The sequence below is a fragment of the Mesorhizobium sp. LSJC269B00 genome (assembly GCF_000502815.1).
Taxonomy (GTDB): domain Bacteria; phylum Pseudomonadota; class Alphaproteobacteria; order Rhizobiales; family Rhizobiaceae; genus Mesorhizobium.
In genome coordinates this window covers 16,812-42,568 of sequence record NZ_AYVN01000018.1, presented here as the reverse complement: position 1 = coordinate 42,568, position 25,757 = coordinate 16,812, and the positions used below count along the sequence as shown (strand labels likewise).

Below are 25,757 nucleotides of genomic sequence, written 5' to 3'. Positions count from 1 at the left end.
AGGATCTGACATCATGAACCTGTTTCGCAACGTCGTGTTCATCGCGGCGATCGCAGGGCTCGTGGCGGGTGTCGCTCTCGCCTGCATGCAGGCCTACGCCACCGTGCCGCTGATCCTCAAGGCCGAGGTCTACGAAAAGGCTGGTGGCGGCCATGAGCATGAGCATGCCGCGGCGCCCGCCGCCAACGCTGCGGACACCAATGCCATGAGCACCGCCGCGCCGGCGGAAAATGCCGTGAGCAGCGCAGCACCCGCACCGGCTGAAGCTGCCGCGCCAGCGGAGGACGAAGGCTGGGCGCCGGCCGACGGCTTCGAGCGATTCGCCTTCAGCGTGCTGGCCAATATCGTCACCGGTATCGGTTTCGCGCTGGTCCTGGTGGCGGTTTCCGAATTCGCCGGCGGCATCGGCAACTGGCGCCAGGGGGTGTTCTGGGGTCTGGCCGGCTTTGCCGTATTCACGCTGGCTCCGGGCCTCGGCCTGCCGCCGGAACTGCCGGCAATGCCGGCGGCCGATCTCATGCAGCGCCAGATCTGGTGGGTGGCGACGGTTGTGGCGACTGCCATTGGCCTTGCCTTGATCGCCTTCCGCACCTCGGCGCCGCTGACCGTCCTTGCCGTCGTTCTGATCGTCGCCCCGCATATTGTCGGCGCGCCGCAGCCCGACAGTTTCGAGACGCCGATCCCCGAAGGCCTGCATCACCAGTTCGTGGTGGCGGTGACGGTGACCAATCTGGTGTTCTGGTTGGTGCTCGGCGCCGTCATTGGCGTGGTGCGCGAACGCTTCACCGGCTCGGCGACCAGCCTGCGCGACAGCTTTGCCTGATCGCAGTTTGACCTTTATCATCGGCGGTGCGCGCTCCGGCAAGAGCGCGCATGCCGAAACCCTGGCGACGGCGTTGCCGCCGCCATGGGCCTATATTGCCACCGCCGAAGCCTATGACGATGAGATGCGCGAGCGCATCGCGCTGCATCGCTCGCGGCGCGGCGAAGGCTGGGCGACCATCGACGCGCCGCTCGATCTTGTCGGAGCGCTCGAAGCCTTGCCCGACAACCAGCCGGTGCTCGTCGATTGCCTGACGCTGTGGCTGACCAATCATATGCTTTCCGACCATGATCTCGAGGCGGAATGCCGGCGGCTAGCCGACATGCTGTCGCGGCCGCGCGGGCCCTGGCTCGTTGTCTCGAACGAAGTCGGGCAAGGCATCGTGCCCGACAATGCGCTCGCACGCCGGTTTCGTGATGCCGCCGGCCGTCTCAACCAGCAGGTCGCGGCGGTTGCCGATACGGTGCTACTGATGGTGGCGGGGCTGCCGCTCAAGGTGAAATGATGACCGATATCGACGCAAAAGACGAAGAACGCCACCGCGCCAAGATGGCCAAACGCAAGGCGGTGCAGGACGCCGAGGTCGCGGAAAAGACGGTCGAGAAGGGGCTGCTGATCGTCAACACCGGACCCGGCAAGGGCAAGACCACGGCCGCCTTCGGGCTGGCGCTGCGCATGCTCGGCTATGGCAAGCGCGTCGGAATGGTCCAGTTCATCAAGGGCAAATGGCACACCGGCGAGAAGGATGCCTTCGCGGCGTTTGGCGACCGCGTCGTCTGGCACACGATGGGCGAGGGTTTCACCTGGGAGACGCAGGATCTGAAGCGCGACATTAAGGCGGCCGAAGCCGCCTGGGCCAAGGCGCTGGAACTGATCGCCGATCCCTCGATCAGCCTCGTCGTGCTGGACGAACTGAACATCGCGCTGCGTTACGACTATCTCGATCTCGACAGAGTGGTGGCGGCGCTGAAAGCGCGGCGCGAAGGTCTGCATGTCGTCGTCACCGGCCGCAACGCCAAGCCGGCGCTGGTCGAGGCGGCGGATCTGGTGACGGAGATGGGCGTGACCAAGCATCATTTTTCGGCCGGCGTTAAAGCACAGCAGGGGATTGAGTTTTGAGGGGCTATCCTCACCTTTTACCCTCCCCCTTGTGGGGAGGGTCGATCCGCGAAGCGGATCGGGGTGGGGGTNGGGGGGGGGGGGGGGTTCTCGTAGTACGCAGTCCCCCACCCCGGCGCTTCGCGCCGACCCTCCCCACAAGGGGGAGGGTAAAGGAAGGCGACGGTAAGCTCTCAGAACGTCACCGCGATAAGCACCGCCGACAGCAACCCGAACAGCCCAATCAGCAGATAGTCCGCCACCTGGTACAATTTCAGCGCCTGCCTGATGTCCTGGCTTTCCGCCGCGCGCCTACCGCCTTCGCCCATATAGGCGTCCTCGACGATGACGCCGCCATAGCTGCGCGGGCCGGCGAGCGCCAGGCCGAGTGCGCCGGCCATTGCCGCTTCCGGCCAGCCGGCATTGGGCGAGCGGTGCTTTTTGGCGTCGCGCCGCACTGCTTGCCAGGCGTTGCGGGGATCGGCGCCGTCAACGAGAAAGGCGGCGGCAACGATCAGCAACGCGGTCAGCCGGGACGCCGGCAGGTTGATCCAGTCGTCGAAGAGTGCCGCCGCGCGGCCGAAGGCCTCGTGGTGCGGGGTGCGGTGGCCGATCATCGAATCGGCGGTGTTGGCGGCCTTGTAGGCGACGCCGCCGGCCAGACCGCAGACACCTGTCCAGAAGGCGGGCGCAACGATGCCGTCGGAGAAATTCTCGGCCAGGCTTTCGATGGCGGCGCGGCTGACGCCGGCATGGTCGAGCTTCTCTGGATCGCGGCCGACGATGCGCGCAACCGCAATGCGGCCGAGCGCCAGCCCGCCGGTATCCAGCGAATCGGCCACCGCCTCGACATGTTCGGTAAGGCTCTTTTGCGACAGCAGCGACGAGGCCAGGATTGCCGTGATGATCATGCCGGCAGGAAAGAGCTGCCAGAGCAGGATTTGCACGATGAAGGCGATTGCCGCCGGCACCAGCACGATCACCAGCAGCGCATGCACGCCGCGGCGGCGACGCAGCGCGTCGGAATCAGTGTCGCGGTTGAGCCTGAGGTCGAGAAAGGCTATCAGCCTGCCGAACCAGGTGACGGGATGGCCGACGGCACGGAACAGCCAGTCCGGGTAACCCAGGATGCGTTCGATGGCCAGCGACAGGAAAGCGATCAGGATCGACATGAAGCTTTCTGATGGAGCGATTACTGTGGTGGATCACGGTGGATCCCTTGGCCGGGCGAGGGCGCTCTTCCCCCACGCGCCACAACCTTTCGTCGATCTCTCGACAGGTATCAATCCGCACTCCTACCCGCTTTTCGAGCTGCCCGCCACCGCCCTGTCACGATTGCCGGAGGCCGCGCGCCTGCGTGAGCTGGCCAGGGTCGCGGCCGGCGCCTATGGCGCGCCTTCGGCCGAGAATGTGGCGGTCGCCCCGGGCACGCAGATCCTGCTGCCACGCGTCGCCTCGCTGGTCAGCCCCGGCAAGGCGCTGGTGCTCGGGCCGACCTATGCCGAGCATGCCAGGGCCGCCGCGATTGCCGGCCATGCGGTGGCGGAGGTCGACGATTTCGAGGCGCTTGCGGGAGCCGAAATTGCCATCGTCGTCAATCCCAACAATCCCGACGGGCGCGTCGTGTCGCGGGAGAGGCTGCTTCGGCTTGCCGAGACATTGCGCGCCATAGGCGGTCTGCTGGTCGTCGACGAAGCCTTCATGGATGTCGGCCCGCACGCGGAAAGCCTGGCCGGCGATGTCGGGCGGGGCGGCATCGTCGTGCTGCGCTCGTTTGGCAAGTTCTTCGGTCTCGCCGGCCTGCGGCTCGGCTTCGCACTTTCCAATGCGGTGACGGTCGAAAGGCTTGAAACGCAATTCGGCCCTTGGGCGGTCGCCGGCCCAGCGCTCGAATACGGCATCCGCGCGCTTGCCGACAGCGGCTGGCAGGCCGACATGCGGCGGCGGCTGGCGCAGGATGCGGCGCGGCTCGATGCGCTGCTTTCGCGCTTTGGCGTTGCTGTCGCCGGCGGCACGACGCTGTTTCGCTATCTCCGGCTTGCCGATGCACCGGGGCTGTTTTCGACGCTCGGTGAGCGCGGCATATTGCTCAGGCATTTTTCCGAGCGTCCCCAGGTGCTCCGCGCGGGGCTGCCTGGAAGTCAGGAGGAATGGCAGCGGCTCGAATCGGCGCTTGCCGACTGGCACGCACGGCGCGACGATGGGTCGAAGGAGATCGCGCCATGATCCATATCTGTTCGCTGGCAAAGCTTGAGGAGACGGTGGCCAAAAGCGGCGCCGAGCGCGTGCTGTCGCTGCTCGCTGCCGGCACCGAGGTGACGCGGCCGGCCTCAATCGCGAGGGAAAACCACCTGCATCTGGTCATGCACGACATCGCGGTGGCGCAGGACGGCATGACCATGCCCGGCGAAGGCCATGTGCGCAATCTGCTCGATTTCGCCCGGAAATGGGACCGCGCCAAACCCATGGTCGTCCATTGCTATGCCGGCATCAGCCGCTCGACCGCCTCGGCCTATATCATTGCGGCGGCGCTCGCCCCGAAGCGCGACGAAGTCGAACTTGCGCAGACATTGCGGAAGCTTTCGCCCTCGGCGACACCCAATCCACGGTTGATCGCCGTCGCGGATGCTCTGCTCTCACGACAAGGCCGCATGATCGAAGCGATCGAGGCGATCGGACGCGGCGCCGATGCTTTTGAGGGTACGCCTTTCGTGTTGAAGATCGACGGCTAAGGCGGCCCGCTATGCCAGCCAGTCGGCAAGCTTCGCCTTGCGCACATCCTTCAACAGGGTGATGAAGCCGTCGGCCTGATGCTCCGCCGTCAGTCGGCCTTTCTCGGCCGTGGCAATGCTGGCATCGCCGACCACGCCGTTGGGGTTGAGATCCCCAGCGATCCAGGCGAAAGCGTGCGTTCCGGTGTGGCGCAGCAGCGCAAATTCGGTTTCGGCGCGGGCGACCTTGGAGGCGAAATTGTCGGCCTTGGCCATGTCGACTAACTCCGGGCGAAAATGCAGCATCAACGAGGTCTCGACGTCGCCGCCATGGATGCCATGGCGGTCTTCCAGCTCTGTGTACATGCCGGCGGGGCGGCCGAAGCGCTGCCAGCTGGTCTTCACCGCCAGCATCCTCTCACGCACGCGCAGCTCGCGCGTGACGATGCCCATGATCTCTTCATTGCCGCCATGCGAGTTGACGACGATCAGTTTCCTTACGCCTGCGCGGGCAACGGACAGGCCAAGCTCGGTCCAGGCATCGACCAGGGTGGCCGCCGGCAGGGTGAGCGTGCCCGGCGCCTGCAGATGCTCGTTCGACTTGCCGACCGTTTGGACCGGCAGGATGCGGATGTCGAGATCGCCGGGCAGGCGGGCGATGACCGTCTCCAGCATGCCGTTCATGATCGAGGTGTCGGTTGATACAGGCAGATGCGGGCCGTGCTGCTCGATCGCCGCCACCGGCAGCACGGCAATCGTCGCCTCCGGATCGATCGCGGCGTATTCGGTGGTCCGGTAGTCGCCCCACCACACGCGTCTGTTTGCAACGGTCATGTCATGCCTCTTGACTGTGAGGGAGACCTAGCGCGCCAAACGTCGCCTGTCGATCACCCGGCAGCAATCGCCTCGACCTCGACCTTGAATTCCGGCCGCGCAAAGCCTGACACGATCATCAGCGTCGAGGCGGGCGCGGGGCTGGCAAACAAGCGGTCGCGGACGTCCATATAGGGCCGCAGAAAGGCGCGGTCGGTGACGTAGGCGTTTATGCGCGCGATGTCGCCTAGCCCCAGCCCGGCTTCAGCCAGAATCGCCGCTATGTTTTGAAAGCAGAGCTCGGCCTGCGCGCCGGCATCCTCGGGGATCTCGTCGTCCGCCGTGATGGCGACCTGGCCGGAGCACAGAACCAGCCGCTTGCCTGGCGGCACCTCGACGCCGTGGCTGTAGCGGGCGAAAGGCGGCTTGATCGACTTCGGCGCGAGGTATCTGAACATGGCAATCTCCTGTCTGCGAGACCAGCCTAAGACGTGACCGATAGTACGTTCAAGATGTGGTGCATGGCACAAGGGCGATTGTGGACAGGCGTCCAAAAAATAGGCACGATGCCTCCCGCACAGCATGACCCGTCCGGTGTTGGCAGTGACTGCCGCGCAAGCAGGCGGCCCGGGCGGTGGCATGTGTCTTGCTTCTTGGATCAATGGTGTCGAGCCCGGCGCGTGACGCTCCGGAGCCAACAAAGGGTGGTGTCGATGTACGGAAAACAGAAGATTTCAGCGCTTGCGGTCGCGCTGCTTGGAGCCGGCACGTTCGGCGCGGCAGCAAACGAGAAGGTCACCTTCGGTACCAACTGGCTGGCCGAGCCCGAGCATGGCGGCTACTACCAGGCCGTCGCCGACGGCACCTACGCTGCATGTGGCCTCGACGTGACGATTTCGCAGGGAGGTCCGCAGGTCAGCGGGCGGCCGCTGCTGCTGGCCGGCAAGCTCGATTTCTACATGGGCGGCAATCTGCTGTCGGCCTTCGACGCCGTCCAGCAGGGCATCCCGATGCGCGTCGTCGCCGCCGATTTCCAGAAGGACCCTCAAGTCATCATGTCCCACCCGGGGCAGGGGCTGGACAAGTGGGAGGATTTGAAGAACGCCGACCAGTACATTCTCGGCGACGAGGGCGTCCAGACCTTCTTCCAGTGGATGGTCATCGAACTCGGTTTCGATGCCGCCAAGCGCGTGCCCTACACCTACAACACCGCTCCATTCCTGGCCAACAAGAAGTCGATCCAGCAGGGTTACGTCACCTCGGAGCCTTTTGCGGTCAAGAAGGAAGGCGGCTTCGTGCCCAACCAGTTCCTGCTCGCCGACTATGGCTGGGACACCTATTCGACGACGATCGAGGTGATGCAGGACACGATCGACAAGCGGCCGGAGGTGGTCCAGTGCTTCGTCGATGGCTCGGCCAAGGGCTGGTACAAATACCTCTACGGCGACAACAAGGCCGCCAACGAGATGATCAAGAAAGACAACCCCGACATGAGCGACGAGCAGATTGCCTTCTCGATCGAGCAGATGAAGAAGTTCGGCCTGGCCGATTCCGGCGACACCGAAAAGCTCGGCATCGGCGCCATGAACGAAGACCGGATCAAGAGCTTCTATGACAAGATGGTCAAGGCCAAGGTCACGCCCGAGGGCATCGATATCAAGAAGGCCTATACGCTGGCCTTCATCAACAAAGGTGTCGGAATCGAGCTGAAGAAGTAATCGTGAAGCTGGAAAAGATGGCGCAGGCGCCCATGACGGCATCGGGTGAAGGCCCGATGCTGCTGACGCTGCGCCATGTCGGCAAGGTGTTTTCCAATGGCGTGACTGCATTGAGCGACGTCGATCTCGCCATCCGCGAGGGCGATTTTGTCAGCCTTCTCGGGCCGTCCGGCTGCGGCAAGTCGACGGCGTTGAGGCTGATCGCGGGCCTGTCGACGCCGACATCCGGTCAACTCGACTGGGGCGGTTCGATCGACCGCGCCAATATCGGCTTCGTCTTCCAGGAACCGACGCTGCTGCCCTGGGCCGATGTCTTCGACAATGTCTGGTTGCCGCTCAGGCTGAAAGGCGTGTCGCGTGCCAAGGCGGCGCCGGTGGTGATGGAGATGCTGGAGCGGGTGCACCTGACCGGTTTCGAAAACGCCGTGCCGCGCGAACTTTCCGGCGGCATGAAGATGCGCGTCTCGATCGCACGCGCGATGGTGACGAAGCCGCGCATTCTGTTGATGGACGAGCCGTTCGCGGCACTCGACGAGATCACCCGCTTCAAGCTCAACAACGACCTTCTGGAGCTGTGGCAGGACGAGCGCTTCACCGTCGTCTTCGTCACCCACAGCGTCTTCGAAAGCGTGTTCCTGTCAAACCGCGTCGTCGTCATGGCGGCGCGGCCGGGCCGCGTCCATGCCGAGTTGGCAATCGATGCCGCCTATCCACGCGACGAGGTGTTTCGCACCTCGCCCGACTATGCCGCGCTCTGCCGCCAGGCCTCGGACATCCTGGTCAACGCCATCAACACATCAGCCGGACCGCACCATGACGGCCATTGATCAGAATGCCGCAACGCTCGACGCGGAAGAGGCCGGCCGCGTACGCCAGGAGCGGCTGGAGCGGATCGGCCGGTGGGTCTTGCCTTTGGCGATCATGATCCTGGCGATCTGGCTGTGGGACCGCATCTGCGTGTGGAACGCGATCCCGCAATATATTCTGCCGCGCCCCGGCGTGGTGCTGTGGACGCTCTATAGCGATGCCGGGCTCCTGTTCTCCGCGCTGCTGGTCACGTTGCGCATAACCTTCCTCAGTCTGTTGCTTGCAGTGGTCGGCGGCGTCGGACTGGCGGTGCTGTTTGCGCAATCGAAATGGGTGGAGATGTCGTTCTTTCCCTTCGCCATCGTGCTGCAGGTAACGCCGATCGTGGCGGTCTTCCCGCTCATCAACATCTATGTGGACAACCAGACGGTGAAGCTTTTGCTTTGCGCCTGGATCGTCGCGTTCTTCCCGATCCTGTCCAACACCACGCTCGGCCTCAATTCGGTCGACCGCAATCTGCGCGACATGTTCAAGCTCAACGGCGCGACGCGCTGGCAGCAATTGCGCTATCTCAGACTGCCGGCGGCCATGCCGTATTTTCTAGGAGGCCTGAAGATCGCCGGCGGCCTGTCGCTGATCGGCGCCGTGGTGGCCGAGTTCGTCGCCGGCGCGCAGGGACAATCCTCAGGGCTCGCCTCGCGGATCATCGAGGCCGGCTACCGGCTCAACGCGCCCAGGCTGTTCGCGGCGCTGATCCTGATCTCGCTCACCGGCATATTGATCTTCCTGGTGCTGTCGCTGGTGTCGCATCTCATCCTGCGCCGCTGGCACGAGAGCGCGCTGAAGCATGAGCGGTAGGGGGTTGGGTGACGTGATTGAGATGCTGGCGCGAAACCCCCCCCTCTGGCCTGCCGGCCATCTCCCCCTCAAGGGGGGAGATTGGACGTCATCCGGGATTTCGCCAATTATCGACGTTGGAAGACGGGTGCTGTCGGAAAAGCTGCCAATCTCCCCCCTTGAGGGGGAGATGCCCGGCAGGGCAGAGGGGGGCGGTCCTTGATACCGACCTCTGGCTCGTACCATCTCACCAACGTCCGCCTTCACCGGTCGCTGACATCAGGTCTTGCCACCACTTACGACACCGACGGTTTCGCGCTGGCCGACATTGCCGTTGCCGATTGCAAGATCTCGGCCATCGCCGCGCAATACAAATCAAAGGCGCCGACCGATGCCGTCGATCTCGCCGGCCGCATCGTGCTGCCGTGCTTCGTCGACTGCCACACCCACATCGACAAGGGCCATATCTGGCCGCGCAAACCCAATCCCGACGGCAGTTTCATGGGCGCGCTCAATGCCACCGGCGCCGACCGTGCAGCGCGCTGGAGCGCCGAGGACGTGGCGCGGCGCATGGATTTCTCGCTGCGCTCGGCCTACGCGCACGGCACCAAGGCGCTGCGCACGCATCTCGACAGCGTGCCGCCACAGGAGGAAATCTCCTGGCCGGTGTTCGAGGCGATGCGGGAGAAATGGCGCGGCCGCATCGAGCTGCAGGCGGCCTGCCTGCTCGGCATCGAAGGCGTGCGCGACAGAAAGTGGTTCGAGAGGCTGGCCAAGCGTGTGGCTGCGGCCAAGGGCGTGCTCGGCGTCGTCACCTATATGGTGCCGGATCTCGAAGAGCTTCTCGACAAGGTGTTCGCCGAGGCGAACAGGCACGGGCTCGATCTCGATTTCCACGCCGACGAGACCGACGACATCGCGGCGATATCGCTGAAGAAGATCGCCGAGGCGGCACTGTGGAACGGTTTTGAGGGCAACATGCTGGTGGGACATTGCTGCTCGCTGGCGCGCCAGCCGGATCTCGACGTGCTCGATACACTCGACAAGGTGGCCAAGGCGCGGCTGGCGGTGGTGTCGCTGCCAATGTGCAATCTCTATCTGCAGGACCGGCGTGCCGACCAGACCACGCCACGCTGGCGCGGCGTGACGCTGCTGCATGAGATGAAGGCGAGGGGCATCCCGGTCGCGGTCGCCTCCGACAACACCCGCGATCCGTTCTATGCCTATGGCGATCTCGACATGCTGGAGGTCTACCGCATGGCGACGCGCATCCTGCATTTCGACCATCCGGTCGGCGACTGGCCGCAGACGGTGGCGGCGACGCCGGCCAAGGTGATGCGGCTCGACGGTGTCGGGACACTGACAGCCGGTGGCAGCGCCGATTTCATCGTCTTCAAAGGGCGGAGCTGGACGGAATTGCTGTCGCGGCCCGAATCGGATCGCATCGTCGTGCGCAACGGCCGAGCGATCGACAGGCAATTGCCCGACTATGCCGAGCTCGACGAACTGATGGTGGAATGATGGATGTTTCGGCGCTCAAACGCGATCTCGACGGGATAAAGCTCGACGACAATCCGGCCATCGTCCAGCAGAAGAGCCGCGACTTCTACTGGTACAGCCCGGTGCTGAAGCAGCAGCTCGACCACGTCACCGGCGACCTGATCGTGACACCGAAGACCGAGGCCGAACTGATCCGTGTGCTCGCCGCCTGCCACCGCCACGGCGTTCCGGTGACGCCGCGCGGCAGCGGCACCGGCAATTACGGTCAGGCGATGCCGCTATCGGGCGGCGTGGTTTTGAACCTTGCCGAGATGAACGAGATCAAGGCCATAGCGCCGGGCCGCGTGGTGACCGGGCCGGGCGCGATCCTCGCCGACATCGACAGAGCGACGCGCGCGCATTCCGGGCAGGAACTGCGGCTGTCGCCGTCGACCTACAACACCGCCTCGATCGGCGGCTTCATCGCCGGCGGCTCGGGCGGCGTTGGCTCGATCAATTTCGGCGGTCTGCGTGATTTCGGCAATGTGCTGCGGCTGCGCGTCGTCACCATGGAAACCGAACCGAAGGCGCTCGAACTCACCGGCGAGGATTTGCACAAAGTCACCCACGCCTATGGCACCAACGGCATCATCACCGAGGTCGAGATGCCGCTGACTGCAGCCTATGAATGGATCGACGTGATCGTCGGCTTCGACGCTTTCATGCCGGCAGCCCGCTACGGCAACTTGCTGGCACGCCAGGACGGCATCCTGACCAAGCTGATCACGCCGATCGCCGCGCCCGTGCCGCAGCTCTATTTCAAGCGCCACCAGAAGTTCTTCCGGGACGGGCAAAGCATCTGCGTCGTCATGGTTGCCCGGCATGGGCTAGACGCGTTCCTCGCCTTCACCCGCCGCGCCGGCGGCGAGGTCATCTTCAATGCCGCGACGGCCACGGACGAAGAGAAAAAGGGCCTGCCGCCGGGCTTCGAGCTGGCGTGGAACCACACCACGCTCAGGGCACTGCGGGTCGATCCCGCGATCACCTATCTGCAATCGCTCTATCCGTTTCCCAACCAGCTGGCGCTGGTGGAGAAGATGGACGCGATGTTTCCGAACGAGGTCTTTTCGCATCTCGAATTCGTGCGCCTCGACGGCAACATCACCTGCTTCGGCCTGCCGCTGGTGAAATTCACCACCGAGGCCCGGCTCAACGAAATCATCCGGCTGCATGAGGAGAACGGCTGCCCGATCTTCAACCCGCACCGCTACACGCTGGAAGAGGGCGGCATGAAGCAGACGGATGAAATCCAGCTCGCCTTCAAGCGCGAGACCGATCCGCAAGGCCTGCTCAATCCCGGCAAGATGATTGCCTGGGAAAATCCGGATTACGACTATCGCTCGGGCCGGACTTTTTTGTTCAAGGGGTTGCAGAAAGCAGAATGAGCAGAGGTTTGAGCTTGAGCACCCCCCTCTGTCCTGCCGGCACAGGCCCTACGCTGCCGCTTCGGGCGTTCGTCGTTTGGAAAGCCAAGCAATTGGCTTCCCATCGGCTTCGCCGACCACTTCTCACCCCCCGCAAGGGGGGAGATTGGCAGCCTGAACGCCGCGGCCAATCTGACACGCTGACAATTAGTGAAAGCGATGCGGCAGTCCGATCTCCCCCCTTGCGGGGGAGATGCCCGGCAGGGCAGAGGGGGGTGCCTCGCGCCGACTCACGCGGTCACGCCTTTGATCGCCGGGTATAGCGCCCGGTAGCGCTGGTACGCATCGGCATACGCCCCGCCAAGCGCAGCATCCGGCTCGATCGTCGCATCCGTCCTCGGCGCCGTGCACACCGCCAGCGGATCAGCCCCTGTCGCCGCGATCAGACCAAGCCTCGCCGCGCCAAAGGCAGCACCGAAATCGCCGTCGGCCGGAATGTCCACGGGCACCTGCAGCGCCGTAGCGATCGCCTTCAGCCAGTAGCGCGAGCGCGAGCCGCCGCCGATTGCCGTCACCCGCGTCAAATCCGTGCCGGCGGTCTTCAAGGCTTCGAGACTGTCGCGGAATGCGAAGGCGACGCCTTCGAGCACGGCCTGCGTCAGCACCGCGCGGCTCGACTCATGCGCCAGTCCGGTGAAGGACCCACGAATGGCGGAATCATTATGCGGCGTGCGCTCGCCCGAGAGATAGGGCAGGAACGACACCCCGCTCGGCGCTTTCAGCACATCGCCAAGTTCGGCGGTCAATTCGCCGGCCTTCTTGCCCGAAATCTCCGACAGCCAGTTCAGCGAATCGGTCGCAGACAGGATGACCCCCATCTGGTGCCAGGTGTTGGGCAGGGCATGGCAGAAGGTGTGGACCGCACTTGCCGGATTGGGCAGGTAGGAAGCGTTGGCGGCAAACAGCACGCCAGATGTGCCCAGCGACACAAAAGCGTGGCCGGCGCCGACCGTGCCCATGCCGCAGGCCGAAGCAGCATTGTCGCCGGCGCCGCCGGCAACCGGGGTGCCCGATGCTATGCCCCAGCTGACGGCCAGTTCGGCGCGCAAGGCTCCAGCCTTCTCCGTGCCCTCGACCAGCGACGGCATCTGCCTTTCGTCGAGCGACGTCGCCGCAAGCAATTCGGAAGACCAGCGCCGCTTGCCGACATCGAGCCAGGAGGTGCCGGCCGAGTCGGACATTTCTGAGATATGCTCGCCGGTCAGCCACAGCCGCAGGAAATCCTTCGGCAAAAGCACTTTTGCAACCTCGGCGAAAACCGCGGGCTCGTTGTTCTTCACCCAGGCGAGTTTCGGCGCCGTGAAGCCGGGGAAGACGATGTTGCCGGTGAGTTGGCGAAAGTGCGGGTCGGCATCGAGCGCGGCGGCCTCCGCGTGGCTGCGCGTGTCGTTCCACAGGATGCAGGGGCGCAGCACCTGGTCGCCGGCATCGAGCAAGGTGGCGCCATGCATATGGCCGGAAAGGCCGATGCCTTTGACCGCGGCAAGCTCTTTCGGGTGGGAGGCTTTCAGCTCGGCAATGGCCGCATCGCAGGCGCGGATCCAGTCGGCGGGGTTTTGTTCGGACCAGCCGGGATGCGGCCGCGATACGTCAAGCGACGCATGGCCGGAGCCGATGATCTTCTGCCCGGCATCGATCAACAGCGCCTTGACGCCCGACGTGCCGAGATCGAGGCCGAGATACATGCATTCCTCCCATTGCCATTAATTTTTTCGGGTCTCGAAAAAATCTGGCTAGCCAGTTTTTAAAACAAGATCCGCCGCGGGTCAATTCTCTGACAAATTGGCGGCGCGTTGCGAAAACAGCGCCGACAGCGGACTGTCCGGCCGGACCAGTGCGCGCTCGGCCGTCAACGCCCAGGCAAGCGCTGGGTCGCCGGCGCGCAACGCCGCCTCGATCAACGTGAGATCAATCACATCGCGCTGGGCGTGGCTGCCGCCAAAGCGATGGGCAATGGCGCGGATCGGTCGGATCAGGCGCACCGCTTCGCTGTAGTTGCCCTCGCCGAATGCCTTGATGCCTTCCGTCAGTGGCTGGCCGACATCCCGGGTGAAGGCGGCGTTGTCGTCGCTGCCGCGCATCGCCTCGTGCTGGGCTTCGAGCAAGATCTTGACCGGCGCTTCGAGACCGGCGCCGACGAATGCCATCATCGCATGCGCATCGTTGAAGGCGTAATTGCCGGCTCCAGCCTTCGGCGCCCAGTTGGCAGCGAGCGCTGCCCAGCGGTCGCCGACATCGACACCGCCGAGATAAAGCCGCCACAGGATCGCAGAGGCGTCGACCATGTTCAGCGCCAGCGTCGAACGCTCGCCATAGATCGGCCCGTCATAGAGCTTGAGCACCTCGTCGGTCTCGCCGAGATCGTAGTGGAACAGCGCTAGATGCCACCAATTATGCACCTGCAGGAAGCTTTCCTTCGTCCACGCCTCGGGGTTGGTGCGCATCCAGGCGATGCCGTCGCGTTGCCGGCTCTGCATCTCCATGACATGGGCGACCGCATGCTGCGCCCAGCCGTCTCGCGGCTCGATCTCGATCGCCTGTCGGCCGAAACTTTCGGCCCTGACATAGTCGCCCATCTCCTCGAGACCGAAGGCCTGCATACCGAGAATGGCGTGATAACCCGGCATGCCGCACCGCCAGGACGGCAGCGCGCGGCCGATACGGTCGCGCAGCATGCGGGCATTGCCGGTGAAGAAGTCGATCTGGTGGCCGACCTGCAACGCCACCGCGTCGAGCGGGTTGTCGATGGCGATATCTTCGAGCAGGCGCGCGGCGTCATGCCAGCGTCCCCCGGCAAGGTGGCCAAGGGCCGCCACATGCGCCTGTTCGCGCGGCGTCGCGGCAAGCGGCAGTGCCGCAGCATGGCACGCCTGGGCGACCGCTGTTGCCTCGCGTTCGGTGGCGAGGCCGAACAGATACCCCTTGAAGACATGCGCCATGACGAAACCGGGATCCGCCGATATGGCGCGGTCAACGGAGCCGACCGGGTCGCCGACGAAGCATTGCAATTCATGAACGGCCTGGCTGTAGGGTGAAAACCCGGCCTCGGTCGCGCCCGAAAACATCATGCCGAATGGATCTCTTACTGCCATATCGGCCCTGATGCTCCGCAGTTCCTAATTGCCCGAGCGCATCGCCACCGTGGCGATCCCGGCGCCGACCAGCAGCGTGCCGCCGGTGCGGTTGAAGATGCGGATCGCCTTGGGGTTGCGTACGACGTTGCGGGCGCGCGCCGCAATCAGCGCGTAGCCGAAGGCATTGGCGAAGGCGAGCGCCAGGAAGGTCGCTTCGAAGATCAGCATCTGTGCCCAGAAATCGGCTTCCCGGTTGAGGAACTGCGGCAGGAAGGCGACGAAGAAGGTGATGCTCTTCGGGTTGAGTGCGGTGACCAGCCAGGCGTGCGCCATCATCTTGGCGGCCGAGACGGCATCTGTGCGTGGTTCGGCTTTGAGCGCGCCGCCGGCGCGAAACAGTTTTACCCCGAGATAGATCAGATAGCAGGCGCCGATCAGCTTCAGAATGGTGAACACGGTCGCCGACGCGGCCAGCAGCGCGCCGATGCCCAGCATCGACAGGGTCATGGCGGTGAAGTCGCCCAGCGCCACGCCGACGGCCATCGGCAAGGCGGTGCGCCAGCCCTGGCCCAGCGCATAGGACACGACCAGAAGAATGGTCGGGCCGGGAATGATGAGCAGAACGGTGGAGGCGGCGGCGAAGGCGGCCCAGTTTTCGAACGACATCTTTGTCTCCTTGAGCGCAAAGAAAAGGATAAATCCTCGTGTGCGGAGGAATGTAAAGAGCCCTCTCCCAAAAATGCACGGCGGACCCTTTCGCCAGATCGCTGCGGCTATTGGCGGCACAGGCTTAAGACCGGTCGTTGGGCCTTCACCCTTTTTCAACCATGTTTGGCGAAACTGCCTGCTATCCGGCCGGACCGTGTTTCCCGCCGACAGCGTAGGGTTTGGGTGCATGCGTGAGTTGCCGCAGAATGTGACGCCGCCAGCAAATGGCGACGCAAACGAGGCCGAACATCTCTATTCCCGCCGCTTCGTCCTGTCAGGGGCCGGCGCCATGACGCTGCTCGGCATGGCCGGCTGCAGCACTTCGACGCTCGAGCTGCCGCAATTCCAGTTGGATGACACGGTCACCGGCTCGGTGCGGCCGATCCGTCCGGCGATCAGCGTCGACAAGAACGTCACCGGCCCCGATGTCATGTACGCTTCGCTCAACGATGGCGGCTTCGAAGTGCCGGCGGTGCCCTATCAGAAGGTCAAGCCGGAGTTCCGCCGCCAGATCGTCGTCAACGAGACCGGCGAGGCGCCCGGCACGATTGTCGTCCATCTGCAGGAGCGAAAGCTCTATCTGGTGCAGGAGGGCGGCGACGCCATCCGCTACGGCGTCGGCATCGGCAAGGACGGCTTCCGCTGGTCCGGCCGCGCCAACATCCAGTACGGCAAGGAATGGCCGACCTGGACGCCGCCGCCGGAGATGATCCAGCGCAAGCCGGAACTGGTGAAATGGCAAAACGGCCAGCCCGGTGGCCTCACCAACCCGCTCGGCGCACGCGCCCTCTACATCTACCAGGACGGCAAGGACACCGGCTACCGCATACACGGTTCGCCGGAATGGGCGAGCATCGGCCAGGCGATGTCGTCGGGCTGCGTGCGCCTGATCAACCAGGATATCATCGACCTCTACAGCCGCGTTTCCAAGAAGAACCCGGTCGTGGTCGTCTGATCCTGTGCGGCGGTTTGGCGCCGCTGGAAACTCCCGTTGCGCGATGCGGCAAGCTAGGCCAAGGTGACTTGAAAACCACAGCGCCGGGAGAGATCGAGCATGGCTGGAACGTTTGTCATCGCACAGGGCGGCGGCCCGACCGCCGTCATCAACCAGACGGTTGTCGGGGCCACGCTGGAAGTCCGCAAGCGCCATCCCGGCGCCAAGGTGCTGGGCTCGCTCCACGGCGTGCGCGGCATTCGTGACGGCAACTATGTCGACCTCTCCGCCATCCCAGAGGACCGGCTGCGGCTGATCGCCGGCACGCCGAGTGCCGCGCTCGGCTCGACACGCGACAAGCCCGACGCTGCCTATTGCGAAGTCATCCTCAACGGGTTGAAGAAGGCCGGCGCCGACGCTTTCATCTACATCGGTGGCAACGACACGTCGGGCACGCAGCAGATTCTGACCGACGCCGCCGGCGGCAGCATCGCTTTCGTCCATGCGCCAAAAACCATCGACAACGACCTCGAGGAAAACGACCACACGCCGGGCTTCATCTCGGCGGCCGAATTCGTCGCCGGCGCCTTCCTGTCCGTCGATCTCGATTTCCGCGCATTGCCCGGCATCTATGTCGGCATCGTCATGGGCCGGCATGCCGGCTTCCTCACCGCGGCGGCTGCAGCCTGGCAGCTCGATCCCGACAGCGGCCCGCATCTGGTCTACGTGCCGGAACGGCCATTCTCCGCCGCCGGTTTCATCGACGACGTGCGCTCCACGCTCGACCGCCACAAGCGCTGCATCGTCGCCGTCTCCGAAGGTGTCAGCACCGCCGACGGCAAGGCGCTGGTCGAAAGCCTGGTGCCGCCGGACAAGCTCGAGCGCGACGCGCATGGCAACGTCAAACTGTCGGGCAGCGACCTGCCGTCAGCTCTGGAACGTGCGCTCGCCGAAGGCCTGCCGGGCAAGCGCGCCCGCGTCGATGCGCTTGGCTACATGCCGCGCGGCTATGTCGGCGCGATCAGCGCCGTCGACGCGCGGGAGGCTTTCGACGCCGGCGCCTTCGCGGTTGCCGTTGCCGGCGAAGGCGGTGGCTCGGTGGCGCTGCAATATGACGGCACGAAAACCGTGCTGAAGAAGGTGCCGCTGAAGAACGTCGCCGGCAAGACGCGCCATATGCCCGACGATTTCATGAAGCCCGATGTCAACCAGCTGTCGGAAGCGGGCATGGCTTACCTGAAGCGGCTGGGGCCGGAAAAATACAAGGTGGGAAAGCCCTTCGTCTGATGGGCGGCCGTTTTGGCGGCACCCGTTTTGGTGGCGAGCGCGTTGTCGGCGACTGGTTCGGCAAGACGATCATCGACGACCGCACGACGATGCTGACCGAGCCGTTCGTGCATGATTTCGTGCGCGCCAACATCTGGCATTTCAGGGGACGCGACGCCGACCTGCTGGTCGACACCGGCATGGGCATCTGCCCGCTGGCGCCTGAGATCGACACGCCCGAGGGCAAGCCGCTCATCGTTGTCGCCACCCACATCCATCTCGACCATGTCGGCTCGCTGCACGAGTTTCCGCTGCGCGCCGGGCCGCGGCACAGTGCCGAGCATTTCGAGACCATGAACGAGGCAGTGACCTACGCCTACATGTTTTGTAATCTCGACGGCGCCGTTTCGAAATTGCCGACGCCGGGCTGGACGGCGGCCGACTACAAGATCCCGCCGGCGCCGCTGACGCGCACGCTGGACGAGGGCGACGTCGTCGACCTCGGCGACCGGCAGTTCCGCGTCCTGCATCTGCCCGGACATTCGCCGGATTCGATCGCTTTGTTCGAAGAGACGGACGGGTTGTTCTTTGCCGGCGACGCCATCTACGATTCCATGCTGATCGACGACCTGCCGGATTCCTCCCGGCCTGATTATCGCCGTACCATGCAGCGGCTCCTCGATCTGCCTGTCCGTCTCGGCCATGGCGGCCATGGGCCGAGCTTCGACGGCAACCGGATGCGCGAGATCGCCACAACCTATCTCAGGCGCACCGAAGGCCGCTGACGACATTGTGATCGGAACCAGCGTGGCGCCGTGGTCGAGCGCGTCAATCCGGACAAGGCAGCCGCCAATGCGGGCCTGCAGCCGGGCGGCGTCATCGTCGCCGTCGACCAGTCGCCGGTGCGGAATGCGCGGCAAGCCAACCAGGCGATCGCCGAGGCCGGCAGATCGGGCCGGAAGTCGGTGCTGCTTTTGATCGATCGCGGCGACGCGCAAATCTTCGTCGCCGTATCCTTCGCCGCCGGTTGAGACATCATGGCAGGCTCGCCGGACCACCGACAGGCCTGCCGCACGGCCGCCGAAATTCCTATTGCCCGCCGCGACATCTTCGAGAACATTACGGCAGGCCGGCAATGGCCTGCTAAAAACGGACAGTCAAATGGTCACTCGCGGTTTTTCCTCCGGTCGAAAGCCTCCGACGGAGACCGATGCGCGCATTCCGCCCGGTCAGTATCTCGAACAGGGCTTTCCGGTGCTGTCGGCGGGGCCGACGCCGCGCGTGCGCACCGAGGACTGGTCGTTCACGCTCAAGCACGGGCCACGCCCGATCAAGAAGTGGAACTGGGCCGAGTTCAACGCGCTGCCCTTGACCAAGATGACGCGCGACATCCATTGCGTTACCGCCTGGACCAAGTTCGATACCGCCTGGCAAGGCGTGCTGGTCGACGATATCCTTGCCGATGCCGGCATCGAAGCGCCGACCGGCTTCCTGCTGGCGCATGGCTATGACGGCTATACCGCCAACGTGCCGGCCAAGGATCTCACCGAGGGGAAGGCGATGGTGGCGCTGCTTTATGAAGGCAAGCCGATCACGGCCGACCATGGCGGCCCGGCGCGGCTCCTGGTGCCGCATCTCTACTTCTGGAAATCGGCCAAATGGCTGAACGGGCTGCAGTTCACCGAGCGCGACGAGCCGGGCTTCTGGGAATTGCGCGGCTATCACATTTATGGCGACCCGTGGCGCGAGCAGCGCTATAGCGGCGATCCATGAGCGAAGCGCCGCAATCTCCCTGGCAGACGGCGAAAATCACCCGGATCGAAAAGCGGACGCCACGCGTTGCCAGTTTCTTCTTCGCGCTGTCACGGCCATTCGCCTATCGCGCCGGACAGCATGTCGATGTCAGGCTGACTGCGCCTGACGGCTACCAGGCGCGCCGCTCCTATTCCATCGCCTCGGCGCCGGAGAGCGGCGCCACGATCGAGCTGGTGATCGAGAAGCTCGACGATGGTGAAGTCTCGCCCTTCTTCCACGACATCGCCGCTGTCGGTGACGAGATCGAACTGCGCGGGCCGCTCGGCGGCCATTTCGTCTGGTCCGATGGGGATGGCGGGCCGCTGCTTCTGGTCGGCGGCGGCTCCGGCGTGGTGCCGCTGATGGCGATGGTGCGGCATAGAACCTTGCGCAAATCGGCGGTGCCGGTGGCGCTGATGTTTTCGGTGCGGGTCTGGGACGAGGTGATCTTCCGCGACGAGCTGATCGGCCTCGGCGACGGCCGCGACGGGTTCGAGCTGGTGCTGACGCTGACACGCGAGGCGGCACGGCGCCCGTCCGACTATTCGAGGCGCATCGACACGGCAATGGTCATGCAGGCGCTCACGCGGCTGCCGCGGCCGCCGGCGCTCGCCTTCGTCTGCGGGTCGAACACCTTCGTCTCGGCGGCTGCCCGGGCGCTGATCGACGCCGGCATACCAGCGGAAATCATCCGCACCGAGCGCTATGGCGTCTGAGAGGGCCACAGTGGTTCACCGTTTCATGGAGACAGCGACCCGCTCTCAGGCGGGTGAAAACCTTGCCGACAGCAATTGGAACGGCAGCGCGCCATAGGCGGCGACTTCGGCCTCATTGTCCCAGTTGCGGAACTGGCGCGATGGCCGTGCCTCGATCACCAGAGGCCGGCCGGTGTCGTCCACCGTTACCTTGCCGCGAAAGCGCAGCACACGTCCGCCGCCGGCGCGGCTGATCACCATGGAACGCAAGCGGGCGACGTGACCGCTGCCGGCATTGATTTCCATCTCGATGCGGCGGCGGACTGGCGGAACGACGATCCTGACGGTGACGTCCAGCATCATCTCTCCAGTCCTGTCCGGACGCGGCAGGGCCTGAGAAAGCGCGGACGGTTCCGGCGTCGCTCTTGCCTTGCGCAATGTCGGCCTGCCGCGCCAGACGGCAGCAGGCGTCGGATGCTGCAGTCGGCCCTTCTTGCGTTTCAGGCGCAACTGCTTGGCAAAGCCGCGCGACAGCCAGACGAGACCGCCGAAATCGGTGCGCGGCTTGGCCTGCAGCACCGAGGACCAGCGCGACAGGCCGGCGTGATCGGCGTTCGCAACCGTCCGTGCCAGTTCAGCCGGCGGCACTGCAATGCCGATTTCCAGGCTGAGGTAGGACAGCGCCACCGCCGCGGCTACGGCCAGGTGGCGCCTGGCGACGATATCGGCGAACACGTCCCAGTCGACCTCGTCGCCCTCGATGGCGACGGCGCAGTCGACCAGCCAGTCGCTGTGGGTGTGGGCATCGAGGCCGCCATGTGCGATGGCGAGCGCCATGCGGTCGGCCGGAGAGGGAACAAGCACGCGGACGCCATTGAAATCGGCTGACAGCGCCCGCTGCCAGATCGCCAGATCATCTTCCGCGCTTTGCTGCGACCCGTCATAAGCGAGCTGGTGCAGGTCGATGTCGCCGAAACTGCCCTTGAAAAAATTCATCGAACGCAAGGACGCCAGCCTGGTGCGCAGATATTGCGGACTGACGCCGGTGGCGATCTGCCAGTCGCGTTCGCTAAGCACATCGAAGGCGGCAATCATGGCCTGCGGGCGCATCAGTATGTCGATGTCATGCGCCACCCGGCCGCGCTGCGCCGACGCGTTAACGGCGATCCGGCTGGCGCCTTTGATTAGCATCACCGCGCAGCCGGCGTCGATCATGGCCTGTAGCGCCGGCTCGGCCTCGCGCGCAGCCAGCCGCGATTTGGTCCACAGCATCTTTTGCAGGCCGACAAGACGTGGATAGGCCGGATGCCCAGCGAGCTTGCGGCCGAACCTGTCGGAGATCGCGGCCAGCAGCCGATGCTCTCGGAAGGCAACATGGTCGATATCGTTCTCGTCGAGCCAGCGCGCCGCGTAACGCCCTGCCGCTTCTTCATCGGGCAGCAATGCGGCCTTCAGCAGCTGGTCGAGTCCGCCAGTTGGCCATGACCAACCATAGTCCGGAAACCGACGGCCGATACGGCGCATGGCATTGGCCATCAGTCGGCGCTCGCCTTTTTCGCTGCTCGCCTTTGCATGGCCAGCCTTACGACTTCGACATAACCGCGGTCGCGCACGGGGTCGCGTCCATAGGACATGCTGTCGGGCCGGATGCGGCGCAAGGTCAGGACATCGTCGAGCATGGCAAGCGCAAAGCCCGCCTCGCGGGCACGGGCGATCCAGTCGACCATGTCGCCGCGACCGCCTTGCGGGTCGATGATCGGACCGACGGCCTCGGCTACCTCCCGGCGGATCATCATCGTCGTGCGCGACCAGCCCGCCACCGCCACGTCCTGTTGCACATCGGGCTTGTCATCGCGAAACGTCCGCCAGTGGGCAAAGACTCCTGCCGTCGCGGGAAACCGCTCGAAATGCTCCAGCTGCCTTTCGATCTTGGTCGGCAGCCACAGATCGTCCGCATCGAGCGTGGCGACGAAGGGCGTCGCCAGCGCGGCGATGCCCCTGGTGGTGGCGCTGCCTGGTCCGGCATTGTCCTGGCGCAACACCTGCACCGGCATGCCCAGCGCATTGACCACCGCGACCGTATCGTCGGTCGAGCCGTCATCGACGACGATTATGGCGTCGGGCTGGACCGTCTGGGCCGCGACCGATCGCAGCGTCTCGGCGATGGTGGCGGTCGCGTTGAAGGCCGGAATGACGACGCCGTAGCTGGCCATCACAGGAAACGCCAATTCGCAAGTTCCTTGAAATCGAAGATGCCGTCGACAGGGTGCAAGGAGCGGTCGGCCTCGCGCCGTTTCATCGACTTGTAGACGGCGCGCATGAATTCGCGAAAAGGAACATCGGCCTGCCTGGTCATGTTGCCGGGATGGCGCCGGTAATAGAGCGCAACAGTGTCGGGCATCGTGAATTTCGGCCCGCTTTCGAAAGTGCGCAGCAGATAGTCGGTGTCCTCGGCCTGGTGGAAATCCTCGTCGAAGCTGCCGATGCGTTCGACCAACCGCCGGACGAAGATAGCGGGCGACAGGTGAATGCCGCGAACCGTCACCGAGTGGCTGTCGGCTGTCGGCTCCAGCGTATCGTCATCTATGTCGTCGACCAGCGTCATGCGCGAATAGGTGAGCTCGAGGGTGGGGTCTGCGTCGAAACAGGCCAGATCCGGCTTGAAGCGGCCCGGCGGGGAAATGTCGTCGGAATCGAGAAACGATACCAGCCCGGTCTGCGGCAGCAATTGCCGCAAGCCCGCGTTGCGTGCCCGCGTCACCCCGGCATTCTGCTGCTGGAAAAGGCGAATGCACGGCGCCTCCGCGATCAGCGAGCGCACGACCGCCACCGAACTGTCGGTCGAACCGTCATCGATAACGATGATGTCGAGATCGGCGGCATCGCGCTGCCTCAGCAGCGAGCGCAGCGCCGAGCCGACATGGCGTTCGCGGTTGTAGACCGGCATGATCACGCTCAGCTTCACGCACGCATTCCAGGCTGTGATCTGTTCATTCTTTCACCACTCTGCCGGGCGCTTGATCTCGAAAAGCCCCTCGACCGGGCGCCGCGACGGATCGGCCTTGCGCCGCCGCAAGGATTTCTGAATTACACGTAGATATTCGCGCACCGCCACATCCCTTTGCTTGGTCAAATTGCCGGGGTGGCGCCGGTAGTATACCGCGACGGTGTCGGGAAAAATGTGCTTTGGGCTGGTTTCGAAAATGCGCAGCAGATAGTCGGCGTCTTCGCCCTGCCGGAACTCCTCGTCGAAAGCACCGGTACGGTCGATGAGTGCCCTGCGGAATATCCCGGCACTAAGGCTGACGCCGCGCACGGTACGACCTGCGCCGCCCGGCGCCGGCTGCAGGGCTTCGTCATCCATGAGATCGACGCGCGTCATCAGCGAGTAGGTCAGCTCGAGCGCAGGGTCGGCCGCGAACAGGGGTAGGCCAGCCTTGAATCGTCCAGCCGGCGAGACGTCGTCCGAATCCAGGAACGACACCAGTTCGGTTTGCGGCAGCAACTGCTTCAGCCCTGTGTTGCGCGCGTTGGCCACGCCCTGGTTGGCCTGCTGGAACAGGCGGATGCGCGACGCTTCCCGCATGATGGCGCGGACTGCTTCAACGGAGCTGTCCGTCGAGCCGTCGTCGACAACGATGATATCGAGATCGGCATCGTCGCGTTGCCTGAGCAGGGACCGCAACGTCGAAACGACATAGATCTCCCGATTGTACACCGGCACAATGATGCTCAACTTCATGCAGCGCCCCGAAGGACGAAATCCGCAATCGTGCCGGCGATCTCGCGCGGCTCGGTCCCCAGCGACAGCCGGTAGCATGGCAGGTCGCGGGTAAGCTCGCTGAAAAAGCGAAAGCCCGCTTCCCGTTCGCCCGGCATCTGCACGATGCCGGACGGCGCCAGGGCAATCATGGCATCCTTGCGCGATATGGGCATGACCGAGCTTCTCGCACCTCCCCTGATATGGGGCACTATCAAAGCAATAATGTCCAGACTTGCAGGAGTTGGTCGAGGCGCGATCTCGTCGATGTGAAAGGCATGCTTGCCTTGCCAGTTCAGCGGTTGGTACGACTCTAGCCGCTCCTCCAGCTTCAGCCGCCTGAAGCCCTCCGGATCCTGCTTGAGCGTGGCAAACAGCGGATAGGCCGTCACCCCCTCGGTCCGGTCGATCAGCACATAGTCGTCGCCGACGCTATCGAGCCCATTGAGCAGGCCGGCGACGACCGTTCCCGATTTGCCGGCTCCGCCAGAGCCCGCCAGCAGCACGCCCTTGCCATCGATGCCCAGCGTGCCGGCATGGGTAAGCCGCATGCCGCGCGCCGCATATTCCCAATGCAGGAAGGCGCGCAGCGGCGCCCCTTGTTCCCATGGCGGAAAGGCCTTGGCCGACATCATCAGCTGCGCCCCGACATGGCGTTGCGGATCATGGAACTGCCAGAAGTCGAGGTCATGATAGTAGCTGCCGCGCAATCCGGCCTCTTCCAGCCGGTTGGCAAAGGCATGATGGTTGTAATCGCCTCGGCCCCAGGTGCCCGGGGCGGGGACGCCATCGATGCCCGGGTGGGCGACGAAAATGCGGCAGCCGTCAGATGCAGACGGATTGCCCGGAGCCGGTATGAAGGCATGGCCGATGGTATCTGCCAGCGTGCCATGGTCGAGATGGACACTCAGGTCCAGCCCCGGCAACCGGACGCTGGCGGCAACGGGATAGAAGGCGGCGGCGCTTTCCGCGGCCGCCAGCACATGGCGGGCATAATCCGGCAGGGTTTGCAGCGTGATCAAAGGCATGTGTTGGTTGTTCAGCGTCCAGAATTGCGCCGGGTCGCCTGATGCATGTCGCTCGGGGCGGCCCCGGTTTTGAGACGACGATATGCATAAAATCAAAGATCTAAGCGCGTCGCCTGAGTCCGTTCAAACGCGACGCGCTTTAGGGAAACGATTATGCCTGTTTCACCGCCGGCCAGCCGAGAGGTTCCTCGACCTCATGGATCGGGTCGACAATGATGAGATCGGCAAGGTCGTCATGGACCTCGACCTTGAGCGGCTCATTGCTGGCAGCAAGCGCGGCCGACAGCTCGCCTGAAAGCGGTTGCGCCGGTGTTTCGGCTGGCGCAAGCAACCCGAAATCGAGCAGTCGGGCAACGAAGCTTTCGAGGTCGGCCAGGCTTATTTTTGCGGCGCCCGCGGCAGCTCCGACCAGCGCTTCAGTGGCGACGCCGGACGACAAAGCCTGCCAGACCCGGCTGCCGGAATCGGAAAAGCCGAAATACTTGCCGTTCGAAAGATCGAGAACGACGGCTTCGCCATCGAATGATTCGAAAACGATGTCCTTGCTTGCGACCGCGTAGACCCGCTGTTGCATCGCTGTGTCCCCCGTCCCATGCGCCCTGAAGGGATGCGCCGGCTTCACGGTCTGCCAAGCCCTTCCTAAGTGCGTCTAAATCACTTGGCCGTTGGTTGGCAAGACAAAGACCCGCGAATACAACGCCTGCGTCGGCGACCGTTGCGGCGAAGTC

General features: G+C 64.5%; 27 protein-coding genes and 1 pseudogene. 16 read left to right on the top strand and 12 right to left on the bottom strand.

What is annotated here, in order from left to right:
• Positions 1 to 13 precede the first annotated feature (13 nt).
• Genes X771_RS137690 through cobO form a run of 3 tightly spaced genes read left to right on the top strand, consistent with a single transcriptional unit; the run spans position 14 to position 1,942 of the window.
• Complete coding sequence (locus X771_RS137690; RefSeq protein WP_023690285.1) at positions 14 to 823, top strand: CbtA family protein; 810 nt, start codon at positions 14 to 16, stop codon at positions 821 to 823.
• Positions 816 to 1,328: a bifunctional adenosylcobinamide kinase/adenosylcobinamide-phosphate guanylyltransferase gene (cobU, locus tag X771_RS137695; protein ID WP_023690284.1), complete on the top strand. Its 513-nt coding sequence runs from the start codon at positions 816 to 818 to the stop codon at positions 1,326 to 1,328. Before X771_RS137690 ends, cobU begins: the two co-directional genes overlap by 8 nt.
• The gene (gene cobO, locus X771_RS137700; RefSeq protein WP_023690283.1) at positions 1,328 to 1,942 is read left to right on the top strand and encodes a cob(I)yrinic acid a,c-diamide adenosyltransferase; all 615 of its coding nucleotides are present in this window, start codon (positions 1,328 to 1,330) and stop codon (positions 1,940 to 1,942) included. Before cobU ends, cobO begins: the two co-directional genes overlap by 1 nt.
• A gap of 173 nt (positions 1,943 to 2,115) precedes the next feature.
• On the opposite strand, the gene cbiB is transcribed toward cobO, so the two are convergent.
• Complete coding sequence (gene cbiB / locus X771_RS137705) at positions 2,116 to 3,093, bottom strand: adenosylcobinamide-phosphate synthase CbiB (protein ID WP_023690282.1); 978 nt, start codon at positions 3,091 to 3,093, stop codon at positions 2,116 to 2,118.
• Here cbiB and cobD point away from each other — a divergent pair.
• Together cobD and X771_RS137715 are read left to right on the top strand one after the other, a co-directional pair.
• Complete coding sequence (gene cobD, locus X771_RS137710) at positions 3,092 to 4,147, top strand: threonine-phosphate decarboxylase CobD (protein WP_023690281.1); 1,056 nt, start codon at positions 3,092 to 3,094, stop codon at positions 4,145 to 4,147. The genes cbiB and cobD overlap by 2 nt on opposite strands.
• Positions 4,144 to 4,653: a tyrosine phosphatase family protein gene (locus X771_RS137715; protein WP_023690280.1), complete on the top strand. Its 510-nt coding sequence runs from the start codon at positions 4,144 to 4,146 to the stop codon at positions 4,651 to 4,653. Before cobD ends, X771_RS137715 begins: the two co-directional genes overlap by 4 nt.
• A gap of 9 nt (positions 4,654 to 4,662) precedes the next feature.
• On the opposite strand, the gene X771_RS137720 is transcribed toward X771_RS137715, so the two are convergent.
• Positions 4,663 to 5,466: a creatininase family protein gene (locus X771_RS137720; RefSeq protein ID WP_023670776.1), complete on the bottom strand. Its 804-nt coding sequence runs from the start codon at positions 5,464 to 5,466 to the stop codon at positions 4,663 to 4,665.
• Between the two features lie 53 nt (positions 5,467 to 5,519).
• The gene (locus X771_RS137725) at positions 5,520 to 5,903 is read right to left on the bottom strand and encodes a RidA family protein (protein WP_023690279.1); all 384 of its coding nucleotides are present in this window, start codon (positions 5,901 to 5,903) and stop codon (positions 5,520 to 5,522) included.
• A gap of 255 nt (positions 5,904 to 6,158) precedes the next feature.
• Here X771_RS137725 and X771_RS137730 point away from each other — a divergent pair, with 255 nt between their 5' ends.
• The 5 genes from X771_RS137730 to X771_RS137750 all read left to right on the top strand — a co-directional run bounded on the left by X771_RS137730 (position 6,159) and on the right by X771_RS137750 (position 11,731).
• Positions 6,159 to 7,163, top strand: coding sequence for an ABC transporter substrate-binding protein (locus X771_RS137730; protein ID WP_023690278.1), 1,005 nt, complete (start codon positions 6,159 to 6,161; stop codon positions 7,161 to 7,163).
• A gap of 2 nt (positions 7,164 to 7,165) precedes the next feature.
• Positions 7,166 to 7,990: an ABC transporter ATP-binding protein gene (locus X771_RS137735; RefSeq protein ID WP_023690277.1), complete on the top strand. Its 825-nt coding sequence runs from the start codon at positions 7,166 to 7,168 to the stop codon at positions 7,988 to 7,990.
• Positions 7,977 to 8,828 (top strand): ABC transporter permease, encoded by an 852-nt coding sequence (locus tag X771_RS137740; RefSeq protein WP_023690276.1) that lies wholly within the window; start codon positions 7,977 to 7,979, stop codon positions 8,826 to 8,828. Before X771_RS137735 ends, X771_RS137740 begins: the two co-directional genes overlap by 14 nt.
• Before the next feature lie 198 nt (positions 8,829 to 9,026).
• Positions 9,027 to 10,328 (top strand): cytosine deaminase, encoded by a 1,302-nt coding sequence (locus X771_RS137745; RefSeq protein WP_023690274.1) that lies wholly within the window; start codon positions 9,027 to 9,029, stop codon positions 10,326 to 10,328.
• Entirely contained in the window at positions 10,328 to 11,731 is a 1,404-nt protein-coding gene (locus X771_RS137750; RefSeq protein ID WP_031203233.1) for an FAD-binding oxidoreductase, read from the top strand. The genes X771_RS137745 and X771_RS137750 overlap by 1 nt, the downstream gene beginning before the upstream one ends.
• Before the next feature lie 269 nt (positions 11,732 to 12,000).
• Here the strand turns inward: X771_RS137750 and xylB are convergent, their stop codons facing one another.
• The 3 genes from xylB to X771_RS137765 all read right to left on the bottom strand — a co-directional run bounded on the left by xylB (position 12,001) and on the right by X771_RS137765 (position 15,510).
• Entirely contained in the window at positions 12,001 to 13,455 is a 1,455-nt protein-coding gene (xylB, locus tag X771_RS137755) for a xylulokinase (protein WP_023690272.1), read from the bottom strand.
• A gap of 81 nt (positions 13,456 to 13,536) precedes the next feature.
• Positions 13,537 to 14,862, bottom strand: a complete 1,326-nt coding sequence (locus X771_RS137760; protein WP_023690271.1) for a tetratricopeptide repeat protein — start codon at positions 14,860 to 14,862, stop codon at positions 13,537 to 13,539.
• A gap of 24 nt (positions 14,863 to 14,886) precedes the next feature.
• On the bottom strand, positions 14,887 to 15,510 hold the full coding sequence (locus X771_RS137765; RefSeq protein WP_023684282.1) for a LysE family translocator: 624 nt from the start codon (positions 15,508 to 15,510) through the stop codon (positions 14,887 to 14,889).
• Positions 15,511 to 15,739: 229 nt separating this feature from the next.
• Here X771_RS137765 and X771_RS137770 point away from each other — a divergent pair, with 229 nt between their 5' ends.
• From X771_RS137770 to X771_RS137795, 6 genes and pseudogenes are all read left to right on the top strand, one after another.
• A complete protein-coding gene (locus tag X771_RS137770) occupies positions 15,740 to 16,507 on the top strand; it encodes a L,D-transpeptidase (RefSeq protein ID WP_023690270.1) in 768 nt (255 codons plus the stop codon).
• 99 nt (positions 16,508 to 16,606) lie between these two features.
• Entirely contained in the window at positions 16,607 to 17,773 is a 1,167-nt protein-coding gene (locus tag X771_RS137775) for a diphosphate--fructose-6-phosphate 1-phosphotransferase (protein WP_023690269.1), read from the top strand.
• Positions 17,773 to 18,537: an MBL fold metallo-hydrolase gene (locus X771_RS137780; RefSeq protein ID WP_050587501.1), complete on the top strand. Its 765-nt coding sequence runs from the start codon at positions 17,773 to 17,775 to the stop codon at positions 18,535 to 18,537. Before X771_RS137775 ends, X771_RS137780 begins: the two co-directional genes overlap by 1 nt.
• A 15-nt stretch (positions 18,538 to 18,552) precedes the next feature.
• Positions 18,553 to 18,783, top strand: a pseudogene (locus X771_RS137785) (PDZ domain-containing protein); the annotation flags it as partial.
• A 130-nt stretch (positions 18,784 to 18,913) separates the two neighbouring features.
• Positions 18,914 to 19,525, top strand: coding sequence for a molybdopterin-dependent oxidoreductase (locus X771_RS137790; protein ID WP_023690266.1), 612 nt, complete (start codon positions 18,914 to 18,916; stop codon positions 19,523 to 19,525).
• Positions 19,522 to 20,262: an FAD-binding oxidoreductase gene (locus tag X771_RS137795; protein WP_023690265.1), complete on the top strand. Its 741-nt coding sequence runs from the start codon at positions 19,522 to 19,524 to the stop codon at positions 20,260 to 20,262. The genes X771_RS137790 and X771_RS137795 overlap by 4 nt, the downstream gene beginning before the upstream one ends.
• 45 nt (positions 20,263 to 20,307) lie before the next feature.
• Here X771_RS137795 and X771_RS137800 read toward each other — a convergent pair whose 3' ends face one another.
• From X771_RS137800 to X771_RS137825, 6 genes are all read right to left on the bottom strand, one after another.
• The gene (locus tag X771_RS137800) at positions 20,308 to 21,777 is read right to left on the bottom strand and encodes a nucleotidyltransferase family protein (protein ID WP_023690264.1); all 1,470 of its coding nucleotides are present in this window, start codon (positions 21,775 to 21,777) and stop codon (positions 20,308 to 20,310) included.
• On the bottom strand, positions 21,777 to 22,469 hold the full coding sequence (locus tag X771_RS137805; RefSeq protein ID WP_245260725.1) for a glycosyltransferase family A protein: 693 nt from the start codon (positions 22,467 to 22,469) through the stop codon (positions 21,777 to 21,779). The genes X771_RS137800 and X771_RS137805 overlap by 1 nt, the downstream gene beginning before the upstream one ends.
• The gene (locus X771_RS137810; RefSeq protein WP_023690262.1) at positions 22,454 to 23,206 is read right to left on the bottom strand and encodes a glycosyltransferase; all 753 of its coding nucleotides are present in this window, start codon (positions 23,204 to 23,206) and stop codon (positions 22,454 to 22,456) included. The genes X771_RS137805 and X771_RS137810 overlap by 16 nt, the downstream gene beginning before the upstream one ends.
• Before the next feature lie 33 nt (positions 23,207 to 23,239).
• Positions 23,240 to 23,983, bottom strand: a complete 744-nt coding sequence (locus tag X771_RS137815; protein ID WP_023690261.1) for a glycosyltransferase family A protein — start codon at positions 23,981 to 23,983, stop codon at positions 23,240 to 23,242.
• Complete coding sequence (locus X771_RS137820; protein WP_023690260.1) at positions 23,980 to 25,029, bottom strand: hypothetical protein; 1,050 nt, start codon at positions 25,027 to 25,029, stop codon at positions 23,980 to 23,982. Before X771_RS137820 ends, X771_RS137815 begins: the two co-directional genes overlap by 4 nt.
• Positions 25,030 to 25,180: 151 nt before the next feature.
• Positions 25,181 to 25,603, bottom strand: a complete 423-nt coding sequence (locus X771_RS137825) for a PqqD family protein (RefSeq protein WP_023690259.1) — start codon at positions 25,601 to 25,603, stop codon at positions 25,181 to 25,183.
• Between the last annotated feature and the right edge of the window lie 154 nt (positions 25,604 to 25,757).

Bases quoted from the DNA above. Each gene is read 5' to 3' on its own strand.
- X771_RS137690 (WP_023690285.1), top strand. From the start codon at position 14: ATGAACCTGTTTCGCAACGTCGTGTTCATCGCGGCGATCGCAGGGCTC.
- cobO (WP_023690283.1), top strand. From the start codon at position 1,328: ATGACCGATATCGACGCAAAAGACGAAGAACGCCACCGCGCCAAGATG.
- cobD (WP_023690281.1), top strand. From the start codon at position 3,092: ATGAAGCTTTCTGATGGAGCGATTACTGTGGTGGATCACGGTGGATCC.
- cbiB (WP_023690282.1), bottom strand. From the start codon at position 3,093: ATGTCGATCCTGATCGCTTTCCTGTCGCTGGCCATCGAACGCATCCTG.
- X771_RS137715 (WP_023690280.1), top strand. From the start codon at position 4,144: ATGATCCATATCTGTTCGCTGGCAAAGCTTGAGGAGACGGTGGCCAAA.
- X771_RS137720 (WP_023670776.1), bottom strand. From the start codon at position 5,466: ATGACCGTTGCAAACAGACGCGTGTGGTGGGGCGACTACCGGACCACC.
- X771_RS137725 (WP_023690279.1), bottom strand. From the start codon at position 5,903: ATGTTCAGATACCTCGCGCCGAAGTCGATCAAGCCGCCTTTCGCCCGC.
- X771_RS137730 (WP_023690278.1), top strand. From the start codon at position 6,159: ATGTACGGAAAACAGAAGATTTCAGCGCTTGCGGTCGCGCTGCTTGGA.
- X771_RS137740 (WP_023690276.1), top strand. From the start codon at position 7,977: ATGACGGCCATTGATCAGAATGCCGCAACGCTCGACGCGGAAGAGGCC.
- X771_RS137750 (WP_031203233.1), top strand. From the start codon at position 10,328: ATGGATGTTTCGGCGCTCAAACGCGATCTCGACGGGATAAAGCTCGAC.
- xylB (WP_023690272.1), bottom strand. From the start codon at position 13,455: ATGTATCTCGGCCTCGATCTCGGCACGTCGGGCGTCAAGGCGCTGTTG.
- X771_RS137760 (WP_023690271.1), bottom strand. From the start codon at position 14,862: ATGGCAGTAAGAGATCCATTCGGCATGATGTTTTCGGGCGCGACCGAG.
- X771_RS137765 (WP_023684282.1), bottom strand. From the start codon at position 15,510: ATGTCGTTCGAAAACTGGGCCGCCTTCGCCGCCGCCTCCACCGTTCTG.
- X771_RS137770 (WP_023690270.1), top strand. From the start codon at position 15,740: ATGCGTGAGTTGCCGCAGAATGTGACGCCGCCAGCAAATGGCGACGCA.
- X771_RS137775 (WP_023690269.1), top strand. From the start codon at position 16,607: ATGGCTGGAACGTTTGTCATCGCACAGGGCGGCGGCCCGACCGCCGTC.
- X771_RS137780 (WP_050587501.1), top strand. From the start codon at position 17,773: ATGGGCGGCCGTTTTGGCGGCACCCGTTTTGGTGGCGAGCGCGTTGTC.
- X771_RS137790 (WP_023690266.1), top strand. From the start codon at position 18,914: ATGGTCACTCGCGGTTTTTCCTCCGGTCGAAAGCCTCCGACGGAGACC.
- X771_RS137795 (WP_023690265.1), top strand. From the start codon at position 19,522: ATGAGCGAAGCGCCGCAATCTCCCTGGCAGACGGCGAAAATCACCCGG.
- X771_RS137800 (WP_023690264.1), bottom strand. From the start codon at position 21,777: ATGGCCAATGCCATGCGCCGTATCGGCCGTCGGTTTCCGGACTATGGT.
- X771_RS137815 (WP_023690261.1), bottom strand. From the start codon at position 23,983: ATGAAGTTGAGCATCATTGTGCCGGTGTACAATCGGGAGATCTATGTC.
- X771_RS137820 (WP_023690260.1), bottom strand. From the start codon at position 25,029: ATGCCTTTGATCACGCTGCAAACCCTGCCGGATTATGCCCGCCATGTG.
- X771_RS137825 (WP_023690259.1), bottom strand. From the start codon at position 25,603: ATGCAACAGCGGGTCTACGCGGTCGCAAGCAAGGACATCGTTTTCGAA.